This window comes from Shewanella decolorationis S12 (assembly GCF_000485795.1).
In the GTDB taxonomy this organism is placed as follows: domain Bacteria; phylum Pseudomonadota; class Gammaproteobacteria; order Enterobacterales; family Shewanellaceae; genus Shewanella; species Shewanella decolorationis.
Genome location: NZ_AXZL01000052.1, coordinates 1 through 23,693, shown reverse-complemented (window position 1 = coordinate 23,693; position 23,693 = coordinate 1). Strand labels below are relative to the sequence as shown.

General features: G+C 47.1%; 33 protein-coding genes, 4 tRNA genes and 2 rRNA genes. 37 read left to right on the top strand and 2 right to left on the bottom strand.

From position 1 onward, the window contains the following. Positions 1-271 precede the first annotated feature (271 nt). The 4 genes from SHD_RS05110 (at position 272) to birA (ending at position 5,585) form a co-directional block, all read left to right on the top strand. Positions 272-3,164 (top strand): 23S ribosomal RNA (locus SHD_RS05110). A gap of 127 nt (positions 3,165-3,291) precedes the next feature. Then, a 5S ribosomal RNA gene (rrf, locus tag SHD_RS05105) occupies positions 3,292-3,407 on the top strand. 200 nt (positions 3,408-3,607) lie between these two features. Beyond that, positions 3,608-4,633 (top strand): UDP-N-acetylmuramate dehydrogenase, encoded by a 1,026-nt coding sequence (murB, locus tag SHD_RS05100; RefSeq protein WP_039977609.1) that lies wholly within the window; start codon positions 3,608-3,610, stop codon positions 4,631-4,633. Next, positions 4,626-5,585, top strand: coding sequence for a bifunctional biotin--[acetyl-CoA-carboxylase] ligase/biotin operon repressor BirA (gene birA / locus SHD_RS05095; RefSeq protein WP_023266121.1), 960 nt, complete (start codon positions 4,626-4,628; stop codon positions 5,583-5,585). Before murB ends, birA begins: the two co-directional genes overlap by 8 nt. On the opposite strand, the gene coaA is transcribed toward birA, so the two are convergent. Then, positions 5,586-6,536: a type I pantothenate kinase gene (gene coaA / locus SHD_RS05090; RefSeq protein ID WP_011715453.1), complete on the bottom strand. Its 951-nt coding sequence runs from the start codon at positions 6,534-6,536 to the stop codon at positions 5,586-5,588. 234 nt (positions 6,537-6,770) lie between these two features. Between coaA and SHD_RS05085 the strand changes: the two genes are divergently transcribed. The 33 genes from SHD_RS05085 (at position 6,771) to rplQ (ending at position 22,387) form a co-directional block, all read left to right on the top strand. Next, a tRNA-Thr gene (locus SHD_RS05085) sits at positions 6,771-6,846 on the top strand. 7 nt (positions 6,847-6,853) lie between these two features. Next, a tRNA-Tyr gene (locus SHD_RS05080) sits at positions 6,854-6,938 on the top strand. 35 nt (positions 6,939-6,973) lie between these two features. After that, a tRNA-Gly gene (locus SHD_RS05075) sits at positions 6,974-7,047 on the top strand. Between the two features lie 9 nt (positions 7,048-7,056). Next, positions 7,057-7,132: transfer RNA gene (locus SHD_RS05070), tRNA-Thr, on the top strand. A 115-nt stretch (positions 7,133-7,247) separates the two neighbouring features. Beyond that, complete coding sequence (gene tuf / locus SHD_RS05065) at positions 7,248-8,432, top strand: elongation factor Tu (protein ID WP_023266119.1); 1,185 nt, start codon at positions 7,248-7,250, stop codon at positions 8,430-8,432. Between the two features lie 337 nt (positions 8,433-8,769). After that, entirely contained in the window at positions 8,770-9,081 is a 312-nt protein-coding gene (gene rpsJ / locus SHD_RS05060) for a 30S ribosomal protein S10 (RefSeq protein WP_011070616.1), read from the top strand. Positions 9,082-9,108: 27 nt separating this feature from the next. Continuing rightward, positions 9,109-9,747 carry a 50S ribosomal protein L3 gene (gene rplC, locus SHD_RS05055; RefSeq protein ID WP_011070617.1) on the top strand — a complete coding sequence of 213 codons (639 nt, stop codon included), beginning with the start codon at positions 9,109-9,111 and terminating at the stop codon, positions 9,745-9,747. 17 nt (positions 9,748-9,764) lie between these two features. Then, complete coding sequence (gene rplD / locus SHD_RS05050) at positions 9,765-10,370, top strand: 50S ribosomal protein L4 (RefSeq protein WP_011070618.1); 606 nt, start codon at positions 9,765-9,767, stop codon at positions 10,368-10,370. After that, positions 10,370-10,672: a 50S ribosomal protein L23 gene (rplW, locus tag SHD_RS05045; RefSeq protein ID WP_039977607.1), complete on the top strand. Its 303-nt coding sequence runs from the start codon at positions 10,370-10,372 to the stop codon at positions 10,670-10,672. The genes rplD and rplW overlap by 1 nt, the downstream gene beginning before the upstream one ends. Before the next feature lie 16 nt (positions 10,673-10,688). Further along, the gene (gene rplB / locus SHD_RS05040; protein ID WP_011621028.1) at positions 10,689-11,513 is read left to right on the top strand and encodes a 50S ribosomal protein L2; all 825 of its coding nucleotides are present in this window, start codon (positions 10,689-10,691) and stop codon (positions 11,511-11,513) included. Between the two features lie 14 nt (positions 11,514-11,527). Then, positions 11,528-11,806: a 30S ribosomal protein S19 gene (gene rpsS, locus SHD_RS05035; RefSeq protein WP_006083596.1), complete on the top strand. Its 279-nt coding sequence runs from the start codon at positions 11,528-11,530 to the stop codon at positions 11,804-11,806. A 15-nt stretch (positions 11,807-11,821) separates the two neighbouring features. After that, entirely contained in the window at positions 11,822-12,154 is a 333-nt protein-coding gene (rplV, locus tag SHD_RS05030) for a 50S ribosomal protein L22 (protein ID WP_006083595.1), read from the top strand. 9 nt (positions 12,155-12,163) lie between these two features. After that, positions 12,164-12,856 carry a 30S ribosomal protein S3 gene (gene rpsC / locus SHD_RS05025; RefSeq protein ID WP_011070621.1) on the top strand — a complete coding sequence of 231 codons (693 nt, stop codon included), beginning with the start codon at positions 12,164-12,166 and terminating at the stop codon, positions 12,854-12,856. Positions 12,857-12,867: 11 nt separating this feature from the next. Then, positions 12,868-13,278: a 50S ribosomal protein L16 gene (gene rplP / locus SHD_RS05020; protein ID WP_006083593.1), complete on the top strand. Its 411-nt coding sequence runs from the start codon at positions 12,868-12,870 to the stop codon at positions 13,276-13,278. Further along, entirely contained in the window at positions 13,278-13,469 is a 192-nt protein-coding gene (gene rpmC / locus SHD_RS05015) for a 50S ribosomal protein L29 (protein WP_007644429.1), read from the top strand. Before rplP ends, rpmC begins: the two co-directional genes overlap by 1 nt. Continuing rightward, positions 13,469-13,717 carry a 30S ribosomal protein S17 gene (rpsQ, locus tag SHD_RS05010; protein WP_011070622.1) on the top strand — a complete coding sequence of 83 codons (249 nt, stop codon included), beginning with the start codon at positions 13,469-13,471 and terminating at the stop codon, positions 13,715-13,717. Before rpmC ends, rpsQ begins: the two co-directional genes overlap by 1 nt. Positions 13,718-13,895: 178 nt before the next feature. Then, positions 13,896-14,264 (top strand): 50S ribosomal protein L14, encoded by a 369-nt coding sequence (gene rplN / locus SHD_RS05005; protein ID WP_011715463.1) that lies wholly within the window; start codon positions 13,896-13,898, stop codon positions 14,262-14,264. 11 nt (positions 14,265-14,275) lie between these two features. After that, complete coding sequence (rplX, locus tag SHD_RS05000) at positions 14,276-14,590, top strand: 50S ribosomal protein L24 (protein ID WP_011070623.1); 315 nt, start codon at positions 14,276-14,278, stop codon at positions 14,588-14,590. A 12-nt stretch (positions 14,591-14,602) separates the two neighbouring features. After that, positions 14,603-15,142 (top strand): 50S ribosomal protein L5, encoded by a 540-nt coding sequence (gene rplE, locus SHD_RS04995; RefSeq protein ID WP_011621029.1) that lies wholly within the window; start codon positions 14,603-14,605, stop codon positions 15,140-15,142. A gap of 10 nt (positions 15,143-15,152) precedes the next feature. After that, positions 15,153-15,458, top strand: coding sequence for a 30S ribosomal protein S14 (gene rpsN / locus SHD_RS04990; RefSeq protein ID WP_011715465.1), 306 nt, complete (start codon positions 15,153-15,155; stop codon positions 15,456-15,458). 24 nt (positions 15,459-15,482) lie between these two features. Next, complete coding sequence (rpsH, locus tag SHD_RS04985) at positions 15,483-15,875, top strand: 30S ribosomal protein S8 (protein ID WP_007644434.1); 393 nt, start codon at positions 15,483-15,485, stop codon at positions 15,873-15,875. A 10-nt stretch (positions 15,876-15,885) separates the two neighbouring features. Continuing rightward, positions 15,886-16,419: a 50S ribosomal protein L6 gene (rplF, locus tag SHD_RS04980; protein WP_011715466.1), complete on the top strand. Its 534-nt coding sequence runs from the start codon at positions 15,886-15,888 to the stop codon at positions 16,417-16,419. 10 nt (positions 16,420-16,429) lie between these two features. Further along, positions 16,430-16,780, top strand: coding sequence for a 50S ribosomal protein L18 (gene rplR, locus SHD_RS04975; RefSeq protein ID WP_023266116.1), 351 nt, complete (start codon positions 16,430-16,432; stop codon positions 16,778-16,780). A 12-nt stretch (positions 16,781-16,792) separates the two neighbouring features. Then, complete coding sequence (gene rpsE, locus SHD_RS04970) at positions 16,793-17,296, top strand: 30S ribosomal protein S5 (RefSeq protein WP_007644438.1); 504 nt, start codon at positions 16,793-16,795, stop codon at positions 17,294-17,296. Between the two features lie 6 nt (positions 17,297-17,302). Next, positions 17,303-17,485 carry a 50S ribosomal protein L30 gene (gene rpmD, locus SHD_RS04965; RefSeq protein WP_007644440.1) on the top strand — a complete coding sequence of 61 codons (183 nt, stop codon included), beginning with the start codon at positions 17,303-17,305 and terminating at the stop codon, positions 17,483-17,485. 3 nt (positions 17,486-17,488) lie between these two features. Beyond that, positions 17,489-17,923, top strand: a complete 435-nt coding sequence (rplO, locus tag SHD_RS04960) for a 50S ribosomal protein L15 (RefSeq protein WP_011070628.1) — start codon at positions 17,489-17,491, stop codon at positions 17,921-17,923. Between the two features lie 7 nt (positions 17,924-17,930). Beyond that, on the top strand, positions 17,931-19,271 hold the full coding sequence (gene secY, locus SHD_RS04955) for a preprotein translocase subunit SecY (RefSeq protein ID WP_011621032.1): 1,341 nt from the start codon (positions 17,931-17,933) through the stop codon (positions 19,269-19,271). 21 nt (positions 19,272-19,292) lie between these two features. Then, complete coding sequence (rpmJ, locus tag SHD_RS04950; protein WP_006083579.1) at positions 19,293-19,406, top strand: 50S ribosomal protein L36; 114 nt, start codon at positions 19,293-19,295, stop codon at positions 19,404-19,406. 115 nt (positions 19,407-19,521) lie between these two features. Then, positions 19,522-19,878 (top strand): 30S ribosomal protein S13, encoded by a 357-nt coding sequence (gene rpsM / locus SHD_RS04945; protein ID WP_011070630.1) that lies wholly within the window; start codon positions 19,522-19,524, stop codon positions 19,876-19,878. A 14-nt stretch (positions 19,879-19,892) separates the two neighbouring features. Beyond that, positions 19,893-20,285, top strand: coding sequence for a 30S ribosomal protein S11 (gene rpsK / locus SHD_RS04940; protein ID WP_006083577.1), 393 nt, complete (start codon positions 19,893-19,895; stop codon positions 20,283-20,285). Between the two features lie 31 nt (positions 20,286-20,316). After that, complete coding sequence (gene rpsD / locus SHD_RS04935) at positions 20,317-20,937, top strand: 30S ribosomal protein S4 (protein WP_011070631.1); 621 nt, start codon at positions 20,317-20,319, stop codon at positions 20,935-20,937. 24 nt (positions 20,938-20,961) lie between these two features. Then, complete coding sequence (locus SHD_RS04930) at positions 20,962-21,951, top strand: DNA-directed RNA polymerase subunit alpha (RefSeq protein WP_011070632.1); 990 nt, start codon at positions 20,962-20,964, stop codon at positions 21,949-21,951. A 40-nt stretch (positions 21,952-21,991) separates the two neighbouring features. After that, positions 21,992-22,387, top strand: coding sequence for a 50S ribosomal protein L17 (rplQ, locus tag SHD_RS04925; RefSeq protein ID WP_011621033.1), 396 nt, complete (start codon positions 21,992-21,994; stop codon positions 22,385-22,387). A 151-nt stretch (positions 22,388-22,538) separates the two neighbouring features. Here the strand turns inward: rplQ and SHD_RS04920 are convergent, their stop codons facing one another. Then, positions 22,539-23,543, bottom strand: coding sequence for an ABC transporter substrate-binding protein (locus SHD_RS04920; RefSeq protein ID WP_023266115.1), 1,005 nt, complete (start codon positions 23,541-23,543; stop codon positions 22,539-22,541). Between the last annotated feature and the right edge of the window lie 150 nt (positions 23,544-23,693).

Below are 23,693 nucleotides of genomic sequence, written 5' to 3'. Positions count from 1 at the left end.
TAAAACACTTGTTAAGTGTCTTGAATATTCAAGTCTAAGGCGAGTCCATCTTCTTGGTCGAAGATGAGACAAGTAAAACCAGCTGGTCGCAATACAATTCGATCTGTGTTTTCTCTTATTTCGATAAGGTAAGCGCAGCCAATCGCTTGTTAGGCAAGGCCGTAAGTTGAATGACGAATGAGTGTAGCAGCGCTGCATGATTGAGGAATGAGACTTGCAACGCCGCATAACAAGAGGAGTGGCAAGCGAACGAAACTCATTTGGGTTGTATGGTTAAGCGATTAAGCGTATACGGTGGATGCCTTGGCAGTCAGAGGCGATGAAGGACGTAGTAACTTGCGAAAAGCGTTGGCGAGCTAGTAACAAGCATTTGAGCTAACGATGTCCGAATGGGGGAACCCGGCCGCATAAGCGGTCATCATTAAGTGAATACATAGCTTAATGAGGCAAACGAGGGGAACTGAAACATCTAAGTACCCTTAGGAAAAGAAATCAACCGAGATTCCCCTAGTAGCGGCGAGCGAACGGGGATTAGCCCTTAAGTCAGAGGGGTGTTAGTGGAATGGTCTGGAAAGTCCAGCGGCACAGGGTGATAGCCCCGTACACGAAAACTAACCTTTGATGAAAACGAGTAAGGCGGGACACGTGATATCCTGTTTGAATATGGGGGGACCATCCTCCAAGGCTAAATACTCCTGACTGACCGATAGTGAACCAGTACCGTGAGGGAAAGGCGAAAAGAACCCCTGTGAGGGGAGTGAAATAGAACCTGAAACCGTATACGTACAAGCAGTGGGAGCGGTTCTTGAGACCGTGACTGCGTACCTTTTGTATAATGGGTCAGCGACTTACGTTTTGTAGCGAGGTTAAGCGAATAGCGGAGCCGTAGGGAAACCGAGTGTTAACTGCGCGTTTAGTTGCAAGGCGTAGACCCGAAACCCGGTGATCTAGCCATGGGCAGGTTGAAGGTTGAGTAACATCAACTGGAGGACCGAACCGACTAATGTTGAAAAATTAGCGGATGACTTGTGGCTGGGGGTGAAAGGCCAATCAAACCGGGAGATATCTGGTTCTCCTCGAAAGCTATTTAGGTAGCGCCTCGGACGAACACCTTTGGGGGTAGAGCACTGTTAAGGCTAGGGGGTCATCCCGACTTACCAACCCTTTGCAAACTCCGAATACCAAAGAGTGCTATCCGGGAGACAGACGGCGGGTGCTAACGTCCGTCGTCAAAAGGGAAACAACCCAGACCGTCAGCTAAGGTCCCAAAGTGTATGTTAAGTGGGAAACGATGTGGGAAGGCTTAGACAGCTAGGATGTTGGCTTAGAAGCAGCCATCATTTAAAGAAAGCGTAATAGCTCACTAGTCGAGTCGGCCTGCGCGGAAGATGTAACGGGGCTAAACATACCACCGAAGCTACGGGTGCAATTCATTAGAGTTGCGCGGTAGAGGAGCGTTCTGTAAGCCGTTGAAGGTGAAGGGGTAACCCACACTGGAGGTATCAGAAGTGCGAATGCTGACATGAGTAACGATAAAGGGGGTGAAAAACCCCCTCGCCGAAAGACCAAGGGTTCCTGTCCAACGTTAATCGGGGCAGGGTGAGTCGACCCCTAAGGCGAGGCCGAAAGGCGTAGTCGATGGGAAACAGATTAATATTTCTGTACTTCCGCTAACTGCGATGGAGAGACGGAGAAGGCTAGGCTAGCGCGGCGTTGGTAGTCCGCGTTTAAGGTGGTAGGTGGGTGACTTAGGCAAATCCGGGTCACTATACACTGAGAGCTGATGACGAGTCCCCAAGGGGATGAAGTAGTTGATGCCATGCTTCCAGGAAAATCTTCTAAGCTTCAGGTTAGCGGGAATCGTACCCCAAACCGACACAGGTGGTCGGGTAGAGAATACCAAGGCGCTTGAGAGAACTCGGCTGAAGGAACTAGGCAAAATGGTACCGTAACTTCGGGAGAAGGTACGCTGCTGTTGGTGATGGGACTTGCTCCCTAAGCTGACGGCAGTCGCAGATACCAGGTGGCTGCAACTGTTTATCAAAAACACAGCACTGTGCAAACTCGCAAGAGGAAGTATACGGTGTGACGCCTGCCCGGTGCCGGAAGGTTAATTGATTGGGTTATCGCAAGAGAAGCTCATGATCGAAGCCCCGGTAAACGGCGGCCGTAACTATAACGGTCCTAAGGTAGCGAAATTCCTTGTCGGGTAAGTTCCGACCTGCACGAATGGCGTAATGATGGCCACGCTGTCTCCAGCCGAGACTCAGTGAAGTTGAAATTGCGGTGAAGATGCCGTATACCCGCGGCTAGACGGAAAGACCCCGTGAACCTTTACTATAGCTTGGCACTGAACATTGACCCTACATGTGTAGGATAGGTGGGAGACTTTGAAGCGGGAACGCTAGTTCTCGTGGAGTCGTCCTTGAAATACCACCCTTGTAGTGTTGATGTTCTAACTTGGGCCCCTAATCGGGGTTAAGGACAGTGCCTGGTGGGTAGTTTGACTGGGGCGGTCTCCTCCCAAAGAGTAACGGAGGAGCACGAAGGTTGGCTAAGTACGGTCGGACATCGTACGGTTAGTGCAATGGCATAAGCCAGCTTAACTGCGAGACAGACACGTCGAGCAGGTACGAAAGTAGGTCATAGTGATCCGGTGGTTCTGAATGGAAGGGCCATCGCTCAACGGATAAAAGGTACTCCGGGGATAACAGGCTGATACCGCCCAAGAGTTCATATCGACGGCGGTGTTTGGCACCTCGATGTCGGCTCATCACATCCTGGGGCTGAAGTCGGTCCCAAGGGTATGGCTGTTCGCCATTTAAAGTGGTACGCGAGCTGGGTTCAGAACGTCGTGAGACAGTTCGGTCCCTATCTGCCGTGGGCGTTGGATGATTGAGGGGAGTTGCTCCTAGTACGAGAGGACCGGAGTGAACGAACCGCTGGTGTTCGGGTTGTCATGCCAATGGCATTGCCCGGTAGCTATGTTCGGAATCGATAACCGCTGAAAGCATCTAAGCGGGAAGCGAGCCCCAAGATGAGTCATCCCTTGGACTTTAAGTCCACTAAAGAGCCGTTCGAGACTAGGACGTTGATAGGTCAGGTGTGTAAGCGTTGTGAGGCGTTGAGCTAACTGATACTAATGACTCGAGAGGCTTAACCATACAACCCAGATGGGTTTTACAAGCACTTAGCTTGAATATGAACACTTAAGAAGTGCAACTCAAAGAAGCTTTCCGAATTAATTTACTGCCTACATCAAGATAAGACGGGTAGTGAATAACAAATTTGCTTGGTGACAATAGCATTGTGGTCCCACCTGATCCCATCCCGAACTCAGAAGTGAAACGCAATCGCGCCGATGGTAGTGTGGGGTCTCCCCATGTGAGAGTAGGTCATCGCCAAGCGCCTAAATAAACAATGAAGCCAGCTGAATAAGCTGGCTTTTTTGCTTTTGGCGTTCTTAACTGCCACTTCCACTATTATTTTTACTCTTGTTCAAGATCTTGCTTCATTTATTTGTCTGCTTTGACCGATCGACCTCAGTTTGCTGCAATTCTAGGGTGAAGCGTTTACAATGTCGCTTTTGTCGCAGCAGAACATCATCATGTCTTTTCCATATTCGCTAAAGCCGTTTAATACTTTTGGCGTGGAGCAATCCTGCTTATCATTGATTGAAGTCCATTCCAAGGCAGAGCTGCAATCGGCCTGCTTATCCTTATATCAGTCTAAGCGACCTATGCTTGTACTCGGTGGCGGCAGCAATATCGTATTCACCAATGATTTTAATGGCACTGTAGTGCGAGTTTTGTCTAAGGGGATTTCCTGCTCTGAAGATGACACTCACTTTTACCTTGCTGTTGAGGCAGGTGAGAACTGGCATGAGTTGGTTCATTTCAGCTTAAATCAGAATATGCCAGGACTTGAGAATTTAGCGCTGATCCCTGGCACTGTTGGTGCGGCTCCGATCCAAAATATCGGCGCATATGGCGTTGAGCTGTGCGATATTTGTGATTGGGTCGAATATCTGGAACTTGAGTCTGGTAACTTGCGAAGGCTTACAGTCGATGAGTGTGAGTTTGCCTATCGGGAGTCGATATTTAAGAGCCGCTTACGCGACAAGGCTGTGATTACCGCCGTTGGTTTGCGTCTCCCTAAAGCTTGGCAACCAAAACTAGCCTATGGTCCGTTGCAATCATTTACCGCTGAAACAGTGACCCCGAGAGAGATTTTTGATCGGGTCTGTGAGGTGAGGAGTGAAAAGCTACCTAATCCAGAAGTGCTAGGGAATGCTGGCAGCTTCTTTAAGAATCCAATCGTAAGCGCGGCGACTTATATGCAGCTTGCTGCGCGTTTCCCGAGTATCGTCGGTTATGCGCAACCCAATGGAGAGGTTAAACTGGCTGCGGGGTGGCTGATTGAGCATGCAGGTCTTAAAGGTTTTACCCTCGGAAATGCGGGAGTGCATGCGAAGCAAGCCTTAGTATTAGTCAATTTAGGCCATGCGACTGGCCAAGATATTTGTCGATTAGCATTGCATGTGATTACGCGAGTGAATGAGGTTTTTGGTGTTAAGCTCGAAGCCGAGCCAAGAATTATGGGATTAACAGGGGAGACGAGTCTCGATGTCTGATAACTGGGTGAGAAAACGCGAAATACTGGGATTGTTGTCGAGCGAACATTTTGTCTCAGGTGAAGAGTTGGCAACACAACTGGGTATTTCTCGTGCGGCGGTGAGTAAGCATGTGGATGCTTTGGAAGACTATGGCGTGGCGATTTACAGTGTTAAAGGCCGTGGTTATAAATTAGCGAATCCCATCTCCCTCATCGACTCAGCTCGGTTAATTCAGTCGATTGATAATCGCTGCTTTTATTTTGATGAGATCCCTAGTACTAACGGATTTATGTTAAGTCATACGGGTGAGCTTAAGAGTGGCGACCTGTGTGTCGCGGAATACCAGTCGTCAGGGCGAGGTCGTCGCGGCCGTACTTGGGTTTCTCCCTATGGACATCATTTATATTTCTCGCAGTTTTGGTCATTCCCCCAGGGGATGGCGCAGGCGATGGGTTTAAGCCTAGTGGTGGCTTGTAGCTTAGTAGAGGTATTGAAATCCTTTGGTGTTGATAATATCGGCGTGAAATGGCCAAACGATATTTACCTGAATTATAAAAAGCTTGCTGGGATTTTAATTGAGATGTCAGGTCAGGCCGACAGCGAATGCCAATTGATCATTGGTATTGGCGTTAATATGGCCATGTCGGAAGACCAAGGAAAAGGTATCGACCAGCCTTGGAGCGATTTATCCGCCTTAGCTACTATGCCGAATAAAACGGATCTCGTGATTGCGCTGCAAAAGCAGCTGAAGAAAGACATTCAACTCTTTGAGCGAGAAGGACTTGCGGCATTCAAACTGCGTTGGCAAGCGGCTGATTTATTCTATGGGAAAGAGATCCGTTTGCTCATGGGGGAAAATCATGTCGATGGTATTTGCCGCGGCGTCGACGAACAGGGTGCTGTGTTACTCGAAACCGCCGATGGCACACAGGCATACATCGGCGGCGAAATCAGTTTAAGGCCAAGATAGCTATTTGCGTAATAATACGTGGGACATCAAGTGATCCTGGCCTTTTTGCAGGATCAGATGTGCTCGCTCTCTTGTTGGTTGAATATTGAGTTGTAGATTGGGGCCGTTGATCGTGTCCCAAATCTTTGCCGCAATCGCATTCGCCTCATCATCCGTTAGGCTGGCATAGTGGTGGAAATACGACTTTTCATCACTAAAGGCACCTTTGCGGAACTGCAAAAAGCGCTCCTGATACCACTGCTTTAATAAGTGCTCTTCGGCATCGACGTAAATCGAGAAGTCGACAAAGTCGGAGACGAAGGGGCGCCGTATATCAACCGGTGAATCTAAACCTGTTTGCAGTACATTGAGTCCTTCTAGGATCAAAATATCGGGCTGAGAGACCGTTTGATGCTGGCCGCGAATACGATCGTAAGTCACGTGGGAATAGATAGGCGCATTCACATGGGCTTGCCCCGATTTTACCGCCGAAATAAATTCGACCAACATCTTCATGTCGTAGCTTTCGGGAAAGCCTTTACGCTGCAGTAAACCTTTGCGCTTTAAGTCAGCTAAAGGATACAGAAAACCATCGGTAGTGACTAAATCGACCTTAGGATGCTCAGGCCAGTGGCGTAGCAAGGCTTGCAAAATACGCGCTGTGGTACTTTTGCCTACGGCAACGCTGCCAGCAATGCTAATGATATAAGGACTGCTCGAGGGTTTTTGGCCGAGAAACTCATCCAAAACTAAGCCACGTTGTTGCTTCGATTTCACGATGAGATTGAGTAACCTGCTGAGTGGCAAGTAAATGTCGGTAACTTCTGAGAGGGAGACCTTCTCATTAATACCACGCAAATTTTCCAAGTCTTGTTCACTCAGTGTCATCGGCACTGCGTCCCGTAAAACAGACCATTGCGCGCGCTCAAAGGCAAGATAGAGTGCTTTTTGAATTGGATTTTTTGACGTCATTGGCTTTCCTCGGCTTAGGGATCGCACAGTACACCATGACTTAAGTATCGACAATATAAAATCTATTCTCGATGCCCCGTTTATTGGTCAGGCTTGAGTATTCGCAGAATAATTGCTCGACTGCTTGGGTTTGAGTGTAAAAAAGCATCATTTGATTGCTTTTTTTAAACAAATCGTCGATTTTTGCTTGCACTTGGGCACACATTTACCTAATATCCCGTTCCGAAATGATTTGCCGGCATAGCTCAGTTGGTAGAGCAACTGACTTGTAATCAGTAGGTCCCGAGTTCGACTCTTGGTGCCGGCACCATTTTACTGGAGGGGTTCCCGAGTGGCCAAAGGGATCAGACTGTAAATCTGACGGCTCCGCCTTCGAAGGTTCGAATCCTTCTCCCTCCACCATTTTCTAGGTAGTTAGGTAGCCTTAGTTAGGTTGCGCGGGCATCGTATAATGGTATTACTCCAGCCTTCCAAGCTGATAACGCGGGTTCGATTCCCGCTGCCCGCTCCAAATTTAGTTGCTGATATGGCTCAGTTGGTAGAGCACACCCTTGGTAAGGGTGAGGTCGGCAGTTCGAATCTGCCTATCAGCACCAGCCTTTCTAAATTAAGCTCCTATACCTAAATAATCGGTTCGATGTCATTTATATGCATCGGATTTTTTCTATATGTATGTTTTCATCACCAAGACTCTTGGATTGAGGCAATACCATGGCTAAAGCTAAATTTGAACGTTCTAAGCCCCATGTTAACGTGGGCACCATCGGTCACGTTGACCATGGTAAAACCACTCTGACTGCAGCTATCTCTCACGTACTGGCTAAGACCTACGGTGGTGAAGCTAAAGACTTCTCTCAAATCGATAACGCTCCAGAAGAGCGTGAGCGCGGTATTACCATCAATACCTCTCACATCGAGTATGACACACCAACTCGCCACTACGCACACGTAGACTGCCCAGGCCACGCTGACTATGTTAAAAACATGATCACTGGTGCTGCACAGATGGACGGCGCGATCCTGGTAGTAGCTTCTACAGACGGTCCAATGCCACAAACTCGTGAGCACATCCTGCTGTCTCGCCAAGTAGGCGTACCATTCATCATCGTATTCATGAACAAATGTGACATGGTTGACGATGCTGAGCTGTTAGAACTCGTTGAAATGGAAGTACGTGAACTGTTATCAGAATACGACTTCCCAGGTGATGATTTACCAGTAATCCAAGGTTCAGCTCTGAAAGCGCTTGAAGGCGAGCCAGAGTGGGAAGCGAAGATCCTTGAGCTGGCAGCAGCTTTAGACTCTTACATTCCAGAACCAGAGCGTGATATCGATAAGCCATTCCTGATGCCAATCGAAGACGTATTCTCAATCTCTGGCCGTGGTACAGTAGTAACTGGTCGTGTTGAGCGTGGTATCGTACGTGTTGGTGACGAAGTAGAAATCGTAGGTATCCGTACTACTACTAAGACAACCTGTACTGGTGTTGAAATGTTCCGCAAGCTGCTTGACGAAGGTCGTGCAGGTGAGAACTGTGGTATCCTGTTACGTGGTACTAAGCGTGATGACGTAGAACGTGGTCAAGTATTATCTAAGCCAGGTTCAATCAACCCACACACTACTTTTGAATCAGAAGTTTACGTTCTGTCAAAAGAAGAAGGTGGTCGTCACACTCCATTCTTCAAAGGCTACCGTCCACAGTTCTACTTCCGTACAACTGACGTGACAGGCACTATCGAACTGCCAGAAGGCGTAGAGATGGTAATGCCAGGCGACAACATCAAGATGAAAGTGACTCTGATCTGCCCAATCGCGATGGACGAAGGTTTACGCTTCGCAATCCGTGAAGGTGGCCGTACAGTAGGTGCTGGTGTTGTAGCTAAGATTTTCGCTTAATCGCGAACGAGTTATAGTACTGAAAAAGGAAGCTTCGGCTTCCTTTTTTATTTTGGGCTGGTGTTATCCTGAAAATTGTGTAAAATGCTCGCCACTCTGAAGTTGAATAGTCTTTTTGATGACTATTTACACAGCGGGCTTGAAATCTAATTTTAGATAAGTATAATGGCCCCCTCGTTAATCTAGGTTAGCGAATCAAATGATAAGTCAATGAACTTGTCATTATCATAGCGGCTCCGATTGGGAGTCGAACGGTTAAATCATCTCGCTCTGCTTTTCCAGTTAGGAAGAAGCTAGAGGGTGATTTTTTATGTGTCCATTTTAGGAGCTCTGGTCAATGCAGAACCAAAGAATCCGTATCCGCTTAAAAGGATTTGATCATCGCTTAATTGATCAGTCTACAGCGGAAATCGTTGAAACTGCTAAGCGTACAGGCGCCCAGGTACGTGGTCCTATCCCACTGCCAACGCGCAAAGAGCGTTATACCGTTTTGATCTCTCCGCACGTTAATAAAGATGCTCGTGACCAGTACGAATTACGTACACACAAGCGCCTGGTTGACATCGTAGAGCCAACTGAAAAGACTGTAGACGCGCTAATGCGTTTAGATCTTGCGGCTGGTGTCGACGTACAGATTAGCTTGGGTTAATTGAGATCCTTAGAAGAGGTTTGAGAGATGGCTATCGGTCTTATTGGTCGTAAAGTTGGTATGACTCGCATCTTCACTGAAGATGGTGTTTCTATACCTGTTACAGTAATTGAAGTTGCTGGCAACCGTGTTACTCAAGTGAAAACTTTAGAAACTGACGGTTACCGTGCTCTTCAAGTTACTACTGGTACCAAAAAAGCCAATCGCATCACTAAACCAGAAGCAGGTCACTTTGCCAAGAGCGGTGTTGAAGCCGGTCGTGGACTGTGGGAATTGCGTCTGGCAGACGGTGAAGGCGAAGGCATTGAAGTTGGTGCTGAGCTAAATGTAGGTATCTTCGCTGATGTAGCGAAAGTTGACGTTACTGGTCAATCTAAAGGTAAAGGCTTCCAAGGCGGTGTTAAGCGTTGGAACTTCCGTACTCAAGATATGACTCACGGTAACTCTTTGTCGCACCGTTCGAACGGTTCTATCGGTCAGAACCAAACGCCTGGTCGCGTATTTAAAGGCAAGAAAATGTCAGGCCACATGGGTGCCGAGCGTGTTACTACTCAAAATCTAGACGTTGTACGTGTAGATGTTGAACGTAACCTGCTACTGGTTAAAGGTGCTGTTCCGGGCGCAACTAACGGCGACCTGATCATCAAGCCTGCAGTTAAAGCTTAAGGTCTGAGGAGATAGTAATGGAATTGGTATTGAAAGACGCGCAAAGCGCTCTTGAAGTTTCCGAAACTACCTTCGGCCGTGACTTTAACGAGGCACTGGTTCATCAGGTAGTTGTAGCATACGCTGCAAACGCACGTCAGGGCACTCGTGCTCAAAAGACTCGTGCGGAAGTAACTGGCTCTGGCAAAAAGCCATGGCGCCAAAAAGGCACTGGCCGCGCTCGTGCGGGTGGTGTTAAGGGCCCAATCTGGCGTGGCGGTGGCGTAACTTTCGCTGCTAAAACTCAAGATCACAGCCAAAAAGTTAACAAGAAGATGTACCGCGGCGCGCTGAAAAGCATTCTGTCTGAGCTGGTACGTCAAGACCGTCTGGTTGTTGTTGAATCATTCAGCGTTGAAGCTCCTAAAACTAAAGAGCTGAAAGCTAAATTGAAAGCAATGAACTTAGAAGACGTGTTAATTGTGACTTCAGAAGTTGACGAGAATTTATTCTTAGCAGCTCGCAACCTGTACAAGGTTGACGTTCGTGACGTTGCAGGTCTAGACCCAGTAAGTCTGATCGCGTTCAACACAGTGCTTGTGACTGCTGATGCAGTTAAGCAAATCGAGGAGATGCTAGCATGATGATCCGCGAAGAACGTTTGCTAAAAGTAATTCTTGCACCTCACATCTCTGAAAAGAGCACTGTGAATGCTGAGAAGCACAACACTGTTGTTTTCCGCGTAGCTATCGATGCAACTAAAGCTGAAATCAAAGCTGCTGTTGCTAAGCTATTTGAAGTTGAAGTCGAATCAGTTCGCACTTTAGTGAGCAAAGGCAAAACTAAACGTACTGGTGGCCGTGCTGGCCGTCGTAGCGATTGGAAAAAAGCCTACGTGACTTTAGCTGCTGGTGCTGACATCGATTTCGTCGGCGGCGCTGAGTAAGCAAAGGAGAATTATCATGGCAGTTATTAAGTGTAAGCCAACCTCTCCAGGTCGTCGCCACGTTGTTAAAGTGGTGAACTCTGACCTGCACAAGGGTAAACCTTTTGCTGGCCTGTTGGCGAAAAAATCTAAAAGTGGTGGCCGTAACAACACTGGCCGTATCACTGTTCGTCACGTTGGTGGCGGTCACAAGCAGCACTACCGTTTAATCGACTTCAAACGCGATAAAGACGGTATCCCTGCAAAAATTGAGCGTCTGGAATACGATCCAAACCGTACTGCGCACATCGCGTTAGTACTGTATGCGGATGGTGAGCGTCGTTACATCCTTGCTGCTAAAGGCATGCAAGCTGGCGACAAGATCCAGTCTGGTGTTGAAGCCGAAATCAAAACCGGTAACGCAATGCCACTGCGCAACATTCCAGTAGGTTCTGTTGTGCACGCTGTAGAAATGAAGCCTGGTAAAGGTGCTCAGATCGCGCGTTCAGCGGGTGCTTATGTACAAGTTGTTGCTCGTGATGGCGCATATGCCACTTTACGTCTTCGCTCTGGCGAAATGCGCAAAGTGCCAGTTGATTGCCGCGCAACATTTGGTGAAGTTGGTAATGCCGAACACATGCTACGCCAGTTAGGTAAAGCAGGTGCTAAGCGCTGGAGAGGCGTTCGCCCAACAGTTCGCGGTGTTGCAATGAACCCGGTAGACCATCCACACGGTGGTGGTGAAGGCCGTACTTCTGGTGGTCGTCACCCAGTGACTCCATGGGGTGTGCCAACTAAGGGTTATAAGACTCGTAGTAACAAGCGCACTGACAAGTACATCGTACGTCGTCGTAATAAATAGTAAGAGGATTCGCCATGCCACGTTCTCTCAAGAAAGGTCCCTTCATTGACCTGCACTTGCTGAAGAAGGTAGAGAAAGCGATGGAAGCAGGTGACAAGAAGCCTATTAAGACTTGGTCACGTCGCTCAATGATCATTCCAAATATGATTGGTTTGACCATCGCTGTCCATAATGGTCGTCAGCACGTTCCTGTGTTCGTAACTGACGAAATGATCGGCCACAAACTTGGTGAATTCTCACCAACTCGCACTTATCGCGGCCATGCTGCTGATAAGAAAGCGAAGAAGCGTTAATACGGGAGGAATAAGATGGAAGTTTTAGCTAAACATCGTTTTGCCCGTACGTCTGCGCAGAAGGCTCGTCTCGTTGCTGATCAAATTCGTGGTTTGCCTGTTGCTAAGGCCCTCGAAATTTTGACTTTCAGCCCAAAGAAAGCCGCCGTACTGGTTAAAAAAGTACTTGACTCAGCTATCGCAAACGCCGAACACAACGAAGGCGCTGACATTGATGAGCTAAAAGTAGGCGCCGTCTTCGTTGACGAGGGTCCAACTATGAAGCGTATCATGCCTCGTGCTAAAGGCCGCGCTGATCGTATCATGAAGCGTACCAGCCACATCACTGTGGTTGTATCAGATCGCTAGGAGAGAGCAATGGGACAGAAAGTACATCCTAATGGTATCCGTCTGGGTATCACCAAGCCTTGGATCTCTACCTGGTACGCAGATAAGTCAGATTATGCAAATAACCTGAACAGCGACTGGGAAGTGCGTAAGTATCTTGCAGACAAACTGCAAGCTGCATCAGTATCTAAGATTGTTATCGAACGCCCAGCGAAAAGCATCCGCGTTACTATTCACACTGCCCGTCCAGGTGTTGTGATCGGTAAGAAAGGTGAAGACGTTGAAGTATTGCGTGCTGCAGTTTCAAAACTGGCTGGCACTCCTGCTCAAATTAACATCGCTGAGATCCGTAAACCTGAGCTAGATGCCAAGTTAGTTGCTGACTCAATTGCACAGCAATTAGAGCGTCGTGTTATGTTCCGTCGCGCTATGAAGCGTGCAGTACAAAACGCAATGCGTATTGGTGCTCAAGGTATCAAAGTTGAAGTTAGTGGCCGTTTAGGCGGTGCTGAGATTGCGCGCTCTGAGTGGTACCGTGAAGGTCGTGTACCTTTGCATACACTGCGTGCTGATATCGACTATTCAACCTCTGAAAGTCACACTCAATACGGTGTGATTGGTATTAAAGTTTGGATCTTCAAAGGTGAAGTTCTGGACGGAATGCTGCCACAGATTGAAGAGCCGAAACAGCAGCAACCTAAGCGCAAGCCTCGTGGTAAATAGGAGAGCCGGCAATGCTGCAACCTAAACGTATGAAGTTTCGCAAGATGTTCAAAGGCCGCAACCGCGGTCTAGCGAACGGTACCGAAGTTAGCTTTGGTACTTTTGGTCTGAAAGCAGTCGGCCGTGGTCGTTTAACTGCTCGTCAGATCGAATCTGCACGTCGTGCCATGACACGTCACATTAAGCGTCAGGGACAAATTTGGATTCGAGTTTTCCCGGACAAGCCAATTACCTCTAAGCCTCTTGAAGTGCGTATGGGTAAAGGTAAAGGTAACGTTGAATACTGGGTATGTCAGATTCAACCTGGTAAGGTTCTTTATGAGATGAATGGTGTTTCTGAAGTGATCGCTCGTGAAGCGTTTGCTTTAGCTGCTGCCAAGCTTCCAATTAAGACTACCTTCGTAACTAAGACGGTGATGTAATGAAAGCGAGCGAACTAAGAGAAAAGAGCGTTGAAGAATTGAACGCTGAACTACTTGGTCTGCTGCGTGAGCAGTTCAACCTGCGTATGCAACACGCCACTGGTCAGTTGACTCAGACTCATCAACTGAAATTAGTGCGCCGTAACATTGCGCGCGTTAAGACCATTATTACTTCTAAGGCGGGTGCATAATGTCTGATAAAATCCGTACTTTGCAAGGTCGTGTGACAAGCAACAAAATGGATAAAACCATTACTGTAGCTATCGAACGCCAAGTGAAACACCCAATCTATGGGAAGTACATTAAGCGTACGACTAAAATCCATGCACACGATGAAGCTAATCAGTGCAACGAAGGCGATGTAGTAGCGATCCGCGAATGTCGTCCTCTGTCTAAGACTAAATCTTGGACTCTGGTTGAAGTAGTATCAAAGGCCTAATTATATTAGGTATTTAGGTAAACGGCTCCAGTATTTGGGGCCGTTTGTTTTTTAATACTATACATTCCATATTTATGGTGTTATATTTGCGCGCCATTTTTGACTAAATTCAAAGCAAAAATGGTGTTTATAGTCCCAATTGTGGGAATTGTGTAGTAACGATAGCGGAGCACTTAAAATGATCCAAATGCAATCGACTCTTGACGTCGCATGTAACAGCGGCGCACGCAGAGTTCAGTGTATTAAGGTCTTGGGTGGCTCTCATCGTCGTTATGCCGGTATCGGCGACATCATCAAGGTTTCTGTTAAAGAAGCAATTCCTCGCGCTAAAGCGAAGAAAGGTGATGTGTATAACGCGGTGGTAGTCCGTACTAAGAAAGGCGTACGTCGTCCAGACGGTTCTGTCATTCGCTTCGATCGGAATGCAGCAGTTCTTCTGAACAACAACCTGCAGCCGATTGGCACTCGTATCTTTGGACCAGTGACACGTGAATTGCGCTCTGAGCAGTTCATGAAGATTGTCTCGCTGGCACCAGAAGTACTGTAAGGAGCTTCAAAATGGCAGCTAAAATCCGTCGTCAAGACGAAGTAATCGTATTAGCAGGTAAAGACAAGGGCAAACGCGCTAAAGTTGCTCAAGTATTACCTACTGGTAAGTTAATTGTTGAAGGCATCAATCTTGTCAAGAAACACCAAAAGCCAAACCCACAACTGGGTGTAGCCGGTGGTATTGTTGAGAAAGAAGCACCGATTCAAGCATCAAATGTTGCGATCTTTAACCCTGTCACTGGCAAGGCGGATCGTGTTGGTTTCCGATTTGAAGACGGCAAAAAAGTTCGTTTCTTTAAATCGAACAGTGAACTCGTTAAGTAACTGGAGTAAACGATGGCGAAACTGCATGATAAATATCAAGAGACTGTTGTCGCTGAACTGACTAAAAAGTTCGGTTATACCAGTGTCATGCAAGTCCCTCGGATTGAGAAAATCACCCTGAACATGGGTGTTGGCGAAGCCGTTGCAGACAAAAAAGTTATGGAACATGCTGTTCGTGACATGACTGCAATCGCTGGTCAAAAACCAGTAGTGACTGTTGCTCGTAAATCAGTTGCTGGTTTTAAAATCCGTGAAGGCTACCCTATTGGCTGTAAAGTGACCCTGCGCGGTGAGCGTATGTGGGAATTCTTAGAGCGTTTAGTTGACATCGCAATCCCACGTATTCGTGACTTCCGTGGTCTGAGCGCTAAAGCGTTCGACGGCCGTGGTAACTACGCAATGGGCGTGCGTGAGCAGATCATTTTCCCAGAAATCGATTACGATAAAATCGATAAAATTCGCGGTATGGATATTGTTATCACTACCTCTGCGAATACTGACGAAGAAGGTCGTGCTTTGTTAGACGCTTTTAACTTCCCATTCAAGAAATAAGGGTAGCGTAATGGCAAAAACATCAATGAAAGCACGTGAAGCAAAGCGTGCACAGCTCGTAGCTAAGTTCGCTGAAAAGCGCGCTGCTCTGAAAGCAATTATTGCAAGTCCAGCTTCTTCTGACGAAGACCGTTGGGACGCAGTATTAAAGCTGCAAGCTCTACCACGTGATTCCAGCGCATCGCGTCAACGCAATCGTTGTAATCAAACTGGTCGCCCACATGGTTTCCTGCGTAAGTTCGGTTTAAGCCGTATCAAGTTACGTGAAGCAACCATGCGTGGTGAAGTTCCTGGCCTGCGTAAGGCTAGCTGGTAAGCACTTGTCACGGAGTAAGCTAATATGAGCATGCAAGATCCTATTGCGGATATGTTAACCCGTATTCGTAACGGCCAAGCTGCTAACAAAGTATCTGTGAAGATGCCTTCTGCTAAGCTGAAAGTCGCTATCGCGAAACTGCTTAAAGAAGAAGGTTACATCGCTGATTACGCCGTAGCAGATGAAGCCAAGCCTGAACTGGAAATCACTTTAAAGTATTTCCAAGGCCAACCAGTCGTTGAGACTATCCAGCGCGTAAGCCGTCCTGGTCTTCGTATTTACAAAGGTAAAAACGAATTACCAAAAGTGATGGGCGGACTGGGTGTCGCAATTGTGTCCACTTCTAAAGGCCTGATGACTGATCGTGCCGCCCGCCTTGCAGGCATGGGTGGCGAGGTTATCTGCTACGTAGCATAAGGAGCTAGGAATGTCTCGTGTAGCAAAAGCACCAGTATCTATTCCAGCTGGCGTAGAGGTGACCTTAAACGAACAGACCCTGACCGTCAAAGGCGCGAAAGGAAGTCTGACTCGAGTGATCAACAATGCGGTCAATGTTGTTATTGAAGATGGCGTGATCAAGTTCCTACCTGTGGAAGGCGCTGTTGGCGCTTGGGCACAGGCTGGTACCACACGTGCATTAGTAAACAACATGGTTGTTGGTGTATCTCAAGGTTTTGAGCGTAAGTTAAAGTTAGTTGGCGTTGGTTACCGTGCGAAGCTCGTCGGTTCTGACATTGACCTGACTTTAGGTTTCTCTCATCCGTTAGTACACAAACTGCCCGCAGGCGTTACTGCAGAGTGTCCAAGCCAAACTGACATCGTCCTACGTGGCGTTGATAAGCAGTTAATTGGCCAAGTCGCTGCTGAGATTCGCGGATACCGTCCACCAGAGCCATACAAAGGCAAGGGTGTTCGCTATGACGACGAAGAAGTACGCCGTAAAGAGGCTAAGAAGAAGTAGGTAACGCGATATGGATAAGAAAACATCTCGCTTACGTCGCGCTATTCGCGCTCGTAAGAAGATCCAAGAGCTGGGCGTGAACCGTCTGGTTGTACATCGTACACCGCGTCACATTTATGCTCAGGTGATCAATCCTGAAGCTCAGGTGGTGGCAGCTGCTTCAACCGTGGAAAAAGCGGTTAAAGAGCAACTGAAGAGTACCGGTAACGTAGACGCGGCTAAAGCAGTAGGTAAATTTATTGCTGAGCGCGCGATCGAGAAAGGCGTAACTTCTGTTGCGTTCGATCGTTCTGGTTTCAAGTATCACGGTCGTGTAGCTGCTCTGGCAGATGCTGCTCGTGAAGCTGGCCTCCAGTTCTAAGGGGTTATAAAAATGGCTAAATTAGAAGCTCAGCAAAAAGACGATCTGCAAGAGAAATTAATTGCAGTTAATCGTGTTTCTAAAGTAGTTAAGGGCGGTCGTATCTTTAGCTTCACTGCACTAACAGTAGTGGGTGATGGTAACGGTAAGGTCGGCTATGGCTATGGTAAAGCGCGCGAAGTTCCAGCAGCGATTCAAAAAGCTATGGAAAAAGCCCGTCGTAACATGGTGACCGTTGAGTTGAATGCAGGCACTCTGCATCACCCAGTTAAAGGTCGTCATACTGGTTCACGTGTATACATGCAACCAGCATCACAGGGTACCGGTATTATCGCCGGTGGCGCAATGCGTGCCGTATTGGAAGTAGCAGGCGTTCATAACGTTCTGTCAAAAGCATACGGTTCTACTAACCCGATCAACATCGTTCGCGCGACTGTAGATGCTCTGGTGCACATGAAGTCACCTTCGCAAATCGCAGCTAAGCGTGGCCTGAATGTTGACGAAATTCGGGGGTAATGCACCATGGCAACTAAAACTGTAAAAGTTACTCAGACTAAAAGTGCTATCGGTCGTTTACCAAAGCACCGTGCGACCTTAACTGGTCTTGGTCTGCGTCGCATTGGTCACACTGTTGAATTAGAAGATACTCCTTCAGTTCGCGGTATGATCAACAAGGTCTACTACATGGTTAAGGTGGAGGATTAATAGATGCGTTTAAATACTCTATCTCCAGCTGCAGGCGCTAAGCATGCACCAAAGCGCGTAGGCCGTGGTATGGGTTCAGGCTTAGGTAAAACTGCTGGTCGTGGTCACAAAGGCCAAAAATCTCGTAGCGGTGGCGGTGTACGCCCAGGCTTCGAGGGTGGTCAAATGCCACTTAAGATCCGTTTACCTAAATTTGGTTTTACCTCGCGTCGCGCTATGGTAACAGCTGAAGTTCGTGTACTCGAACTGGCTAAAGTTAACGGTGATGTTATCGACTTAAACGCTCTGAAAGATGCGAACGTTATTACTCGCAACATCCAGTTTGCGAAAATCGTTCTTTCAGGTACCATTGAGCGCCCAGTGACCGTAAAAGGTCTGAAGGTAACCAAAGGTGCACGTGCAGCGATTGAAGCTGCTGGCGGTAAGATCGAGGAATAATACGTCGATGGCAAAACCAGGACTTGATTTAAAAAGCGCGAAAGGTGGACTTTCTGAATTGAAAGCTCGCCTCCTGTTCGTGATTGGTGCGATTATCGTCTTTAGAGCCGGTTCGTTTGTGCCAATTCCTGGTATTGACGCAGCTGTATTAGCAGAGCTGTTTGCTCAGCAAAAAGGTACCATCCTTGGCATGTTTAACATGTTCTCGGGTGGTGCTCTTTCCCGTGCTTCTATCTTTGCATTAGGTATCATGCCGTATATTTCGGCATCGATTATCATGCAGTTATTGACTGTGGTGCATCCTGCACTCGCTGAATTGAAAAAAGAAGGCGAGTCTGGACGTAAAAAAATCAGTCAGTACACACGTTGGGGCACGTTGGTGCTGGGTACATTCCAGTCGATCGGTATTGCAACAGGGTTACCAAACTTAGTCCCAGGCCTTGTGGTCAACATTGGATTCGGTTTCTACTTTGTTGCGGTTGTGAGCTTAGTAACAGGAACCATGTTCCTGATGTGGCTAGGTGAGCAAATTACCGAACGAGGTATAGGTAATGGTATCTCGATTTTAATTTTCGCAGGTATTGTTGCTGGATTACCTTCCGCTATCGGCCAAACGGCTGAGCAGGCGCGTCAAGGTGACCTGAATGTGTTAGTATTGTTGTTGCTCGCGGTAATTATTTTTGCTGTGACTTATTTCGTGGTGTTTGTAGAACGTGGTCAACGTCGTATCGTTGTTAACTACGCTAAGCGCCAGCAAGGCCGTAAGGTATTCGCTGCGCAATCTACTCACTTGCCGCTGAAAATAAACATGGCGGGTGTAATTCCCCCAATTTTTGCGTCAAGCATCATTTTGTTCCCAGGCACACTGGCTCAGTGGTTTGGTCAAAATGAGTCTATGTCATGGTTAAGTGATTTTTCACTGGCCGTGTCACCAGGACAACCGCTTTACTCATTATTGTATGCAGCAGCGATTATCTTCTTCTGTTTCTTCTATACTGCGTTGGTATTTAACCCACGTGAAACAGCAGATAACCTGAAGAAGAGTGGTGCATTCATCCCTGGGATCCGTCCTGGAGAACAGACTTCGCGTTACATTGATAAAGTAATGACTCGCCTGACATTAGCTGGCGCGTTATACATTACCTTTATCTGTTTAATTCCGGAGTTCATGTTAATTGCGTGGAAAGTACAGTTCTATTTTGGCGGTACTTCACTACTAATTATGGTAGTCGTAATCATGGACTTCATGGCTCAGGTTCAGACCCATATGATGTCACATCAGTATGAGTCTGTGATGAAGAAAGCTAACCTAGTAAACAAAGCGAACTTAGATCGCTTTGGTCGCTAAGTAGCTTTACGGAGTGATGAAATGAAAGTTCGAGCTTCCGTGAAGAAGATCTGCCGTAACTGCAAGATCGTCAAGCGTAGTGGCGTTGTACGCGTTATCTGTGTTGAACCAAAACACAAACAGCGTCAAGGCTAATTGAAAGATTGTTCAGCCCAATGTTGGGCTGAACAAAATATTGTTTGCAAATCTGTCAACTGTCGAGTATCCTTTCGGGCTTTTCGCAGTTGGCCTTTAACTTAAGGAGTGCATAGTGGCCCGTATCGCTGGCATTAACATTCCTGATCAAAAGCATACAGTCATCGCATTGACTGCAATTTTCGGCATCGGCCGTACTCGCGCTAGAGCAATCTGCGCAGCTACGTCAATTGCTGAAACTGCTAAGATCAAGGAATTGAGCGAAGCTCAAATCGACACCCTACGCGAAGAAGTTGCCAAATACTTAGTAGAAGGTGACTTACGTCGTGAGATTTCCATGAACATCAAGCGTCTGATGGACCTTGGTTGCTATCGTGGTCTCCGCCATCGTCGTAGCCTGCCTCTTCGTGGGCAACGTACTAAGACCAATGCGCGTACGCGTAAAGGTCCACGTAAACCAATTAAGAAGTAACGGGAAGGTAGACAATGGCTAAAGTTCCGTCACGTTCTCCGCGTAAGCGCGTACGTAAACAGGTTGCAGATGGCATGGCTCATATCCATGCTTCTTTCAACAACACAATTGTCACCATTACAGATCGTCAAGGTAATGCGTTGTCATGGGCTACTTCAGGTGGTTCAGGTTTCCGTGGTTCACGTAAATCTACTCCATTTGCTGCTCAAGTAGCTGCTGAGCGTGCAGGTGCTGCTGCTCAAGACTACGGTTTAAAAAACCTTGAAGTGTTTGTGAAGGGTCCAGGTCCAGGTCGTGAATCAGCCATTCGTGCGCTGAACGCTGTTGGTTACAAAATTACCAACATTACCGATGTGACGCCGATCCCTCATAATGGTTGTCGTCCTCCTAAAAAACGTCGTGTATAACGCGTTTCATTAGGATAGTTGGAGAAAGATCATGGCAAGATACTTGGGTCCCAAGCTCAAGCTCAGCCGCCGAGAAGGTACTGACCTTTTCTTAAAAAGCGGTGTGAGAGCAATCGATTCAAAGTGTAAACTGGAATCTGCACCAGGACAGCATGGCGCTCGTAAGCCACGTCTGTCAGAGTACGGTTTACAGTTACGCGAAAAACAAAAAGTTCGTCGTATTTACGGTGTGTTAGAGAAACAATTCCGTAACTACTACAAAGAGGCTGCACGTCTGAAAGGCAACACCGGTGAGAACCTGTTGCAACTTTTAGAAACTCGTTTAGATAACGTTGTTTATCGTATGGGTTTCGGTGCGACTCGTGCAGAATCACGTCAGCTAGTAAGCCATAAATCTGTTATGGTTAACGGTCGTGTTGTTAACATTCCGTCATTCAAAGTGTCTGCGAATGATGTTGTAAGCATCCGTGAAAAGTCACGCACTCAAGCTCGTATCAAAGCGGCTTTAGAAGTGGCTGCTCAACGCGAGAAGCCTACATGGGTTGAAGTCGACAGCGCGAAAATGGAAGGTGCTTTCAAGCGTATTCCAGAACGTAGCGATTTGTCTGCGGAAATTAACGAACAGCTGATCGTCGAGCTTTACTCTAAGTAAAGCTAACAAACAAGAGAGGACACAATGCAGGGTTCTGTTACAGAATTTCTTAAACCGCGTCTCGTTGATATCGAGCAGGTTAACTCAACACGTGCCAAGGTTACTTTGGAACCGCTTGAGCGTGGTTTCGGCCACACTTTAGGTAACGCGTTGCGTCGCATCCTATTGTCGTCTATGCCCGGCTGCGCGGTTACCGAAGTCGAGATTGACGGCGTACTGCACGAATACAGCAGTAAGGAAGGCGTACAAGAAGATATCCTTGAAATCTTGCTGAACCTGAAAGGGTTAGCAGTGACTATCGAGGGTAAAGACGAGGCTATGCTTACTTTAAGCAAGTCCGGCGCAGGCCCTGTCATCGCAGCAGATATCACGCATGATGGTGATGTCACTATCGTGAATCCTGATCATGTTATCTGTCATTTAACAGGTAACAATGATATCAGCATGCGTATTCGCGTTGAGCGTGGTCGTGGTTATGTGCCAGCATCTGCTCGTGCACAGACTGAAGACGATGATCGCCCAATCGGTCGTTTGCTGGTTGATGCTTCTTTCTCGCCAGTCGCACGTATTGCCTACAATGTAGAAGCAGCTCGTGTTGAACAGCGTACTGACTTAGATAAACTCGTTATTGATATGACCACTAACGGTACTATCGATCCTGAGGAAGCTATCCGTCGTTCTGCAACCATCTTAGCTGAACAGCTGGATGCGTTCGTTGAGCTGCGCGACGTGACTGAGCCAGAAATGAAAGAAGAGAAGCCGGAGTTCGATCCGATTCTGTTGCGTCCTGTCGACGATTTAGAGCTAACTGTACGTTCGGCTAACTGTTTGAAAGCCGAAGCGATTCATTACATCGGAGATCTGGTACAGCGTACTGAAGTTGAGCTGCTCAAGACCCCTAACTTAGGTAAGAAATCTCTTACTGAAATTAAGGACGTTTTAGCTTCTCGCGGACTGTCGTTAGGTATGCGTCTGGAAAACTGGCCTCCAGCTAGTTTAGCAGACGACCTATAAGTCTCAGGTTTGTACAGATTTAGGTTATAAGGATTAGGTCATGCGCCATCGTAAGAGTGGTCGTCAACTTAACCGCAACAGCAGCCACCGCCAAGCTATGTTCCGTAACATGGCAAGCTCACTGGTTCGTCATGAGATCATCAAGACAACCGTAGCTAAAGCGAAAGAACTGCGTCGCGTAGTTGAGCCTCTGATAACACTTGCTAAGAGTGACAGCGTTGCAAACCGTCGTTTAGCGTTTGCACGTACTCGCGACGCTGAAGTCGTAGGTAAGTTATTCACTGAATTGGGTCCACGTTACCAGGAACGTCCTGGTGGCTACACCCGTATCCTTAAGTGCGGTTTACGTGCTGGTGATAAAGCCCCAATGGCTTACATCGAGCTAGTAGGTCGTCCAGAAGCTGCTCAAGCTGTTGAAGTTGAAGCTGCTGAGTAATTAAGGTTACAAAGATTGAAAAAACCGGGCTCTAGGCCCGGTTTTTTGTTTTGAATGACTACGCCAGCTTAGCAAGTCCTTCTACTCATTCATCATGTAATTTGCCTATCCACTGTTTTAGAAAGTGATATATGCATTTAATAGTGTGTTATCACTCAACCCAGGACGTTTGTTTCTCGATTTCTGTCGGAAGGTTTAAGTGCCATTTCTTCAATCCTTTGCGGCTAAACATAAATTGGCCGACGTCATCGGTCACTGGGAAGATATCTTCGGGTTTCTCACCCTCCAAGATCCTCAAAGCCATTTTGGCTGCAATCTTTCCGTGTTGGTAACCATCTAGAACATAACCACCTACATTACCTTCATTGTAAATACTGAATCCCCAAAAACCGAAATTAGGAACAGGTGTGTTAGTTGAAATCCATTTTAATAAATCTTCTGCATTGACTGACTGATCTTGGTCATCCCTAACAGCATGGTAAAGGGCGATAACGATTGCGCTAAAACCATTACCTTTTGCCTGTAACACTTGCTTTCGCCATTCATCGAGTTGTTTTAGCTGCAAGATTTCAACTTCAACATCGCTAAGCATACTTAGTTGTTGCTTGCTTATATACTCAGCTGCAAGCTTTGAGGTATCGCTTTGGTCAAATAGTACTAATATTTTTCTATGCTTTGTTGGGGGTAATATTCGTTGTAATAGCAGCAGAGATCGCCTCAGTAAAGGTCTTTCAAGCACACCCGTAAAATTTTTATATTCATTCAAATGGTATTCTCTAGGATTCATATTGATCCCAAGGTATACCACTGGTATTTGTGAAGCATTTAAGCGCTGGTGAAGGTAATTAACAGCGTTATCATCAGCTAGGATAACAAGCTCTGGCTGCTGTTGTTGAATAAATTGCCACGCTAGATCTGCACGCTTGGGATGCTGATTTTTAGGCAATCGCTTTGTGTCCATTTCAAAGTGAGTTACTTCATTTTCTGGTGCTAACGTATCTAGAATGGCTTGGTAATATTGCTTATCCCACATATAGCCTTGATGATAGCTTTCAATAACAACAACTTTTGCCGCGTAAACTGCCGGTTGAAATCCTATAAGAGTTAGGCTGAAAACCTGACGCCATCTTTTAATTAATGACTTAATTAAACCCATGGTTAGTTTCCTAGTGGAGCCCAGCTTTGAGTATAGTTCAGCCTTGGGTCTACAGTAGGCAGTAAAGAATCCACCTTCTGAAGAAGGTGGCTTTGTTTTAACCCCCTAAAAGGGGGCCTTTATTCAAGAGCAAGTTGACCCTGCTCTTGC